Origin of the sequence: Bartonella sp. AA83SXKL (assembly GCF_042196965.1) — a bacterium.
Lineage (GTDB): Bacteria > Pseudomonadota > Alphaproteobacteria > Rhizobiales > Rhizobiaceae > Bartonella.
The window spans coordinates 320-583 of sequence record NZ_JBHIRG010000307.1; the positions used below are offsets into that span (position 1 = coordinate 320).

General features: G+C 35.2%; 1 protein-coding gene. It reads left to right on the forward strand.

The annotated features are described in order from the left end of the window. The coding region (locus ACFINO_RS11305; protein WP_375655943.1) for an ERF family protein at nt 1–264 on the forward strand (264 nt) is incomplete at both ends.

The following is a 264-nucleotide window of genomic DNA, read 5'->3' on the forward strand; positions in this document are numbered from 1 at the left end:
TCTCAAGAGCCTTCTCGAGTTACGAGAAAAGGAGATAGAACGACAAGAGCGCAAGAATTTTGTCCGTGATCTTTCTATTATGCAAATGGAATATCAAAAAATACATAAAAATGCTACAAACACCCATACAAATAGCCACTATGCTACGCTTGATAAATATCTTGATGTCATAAAGGATAGTCTTTCAAAATATCGCTTTTCCTTGTTTTCTCGTATCAAAGAGCAGAATTCAAATGGCATAACCGTGGAAATGACTTTAAAGCA